The 382-nt window shown below is 69.1% G+C and carries 1 protein-coding gene; it reads left to right on the forward strand.

Annotated elements, in window-relative coordinates; genetic code table 11:
* Positions 1 to 178 precede the first annotated feature (178 nt).
* Positions 179 to 382: hypothetical protein (locus tag G3I71_RS50755; protein WP_203733300.1), on the forward strand; the 204-nt coding region annotated here is incomplete at its 3' end.

Consider the following 382-nt stretch of genomic DNA (forward strand, 5'->3'; position numbering starts at 1 on the left):
TCCACGGATTGCCTCCGGCATACCCACGGTCGGGTCCGCCTTCGGGTTCGTGCACCGAAAGTAATCCTACGATCACCCCCACCGCGAGGTCGATTCCAGAAACGCCACCATTCGCCACCCCTTCGAATGAACTCGCCACCGGCCAGGCGCGATTCACTTGACACGAAGGCGGAACGGAATGGTTGGTCGGGAGTGCGCTCGGGGCGCGCGCGGCGAGGAGTGCGCCGGGCGGGGCCGACCGGAGGACGCGACGCACCCGACCGCCGAGAGGTGCCGCCGATGTCGTAACCACCGGCGCGTCCGACCCGTTGGAGGGGGCATGGGCATGGGCTTCACGATCGGCGGCAGCCGCGGCACCAAGGAGTTCCGTACCGGCGCCCGG

Origin of the sequence: Streptomyces sp. SID12501 (assembly GCF_010550245.1) — a bacterium.
Classification (GTDB): Bacteria; Actinomycetota; Actinomycetes; order Streptomycetales; family Streptomycetaceae; genus Streptomyces.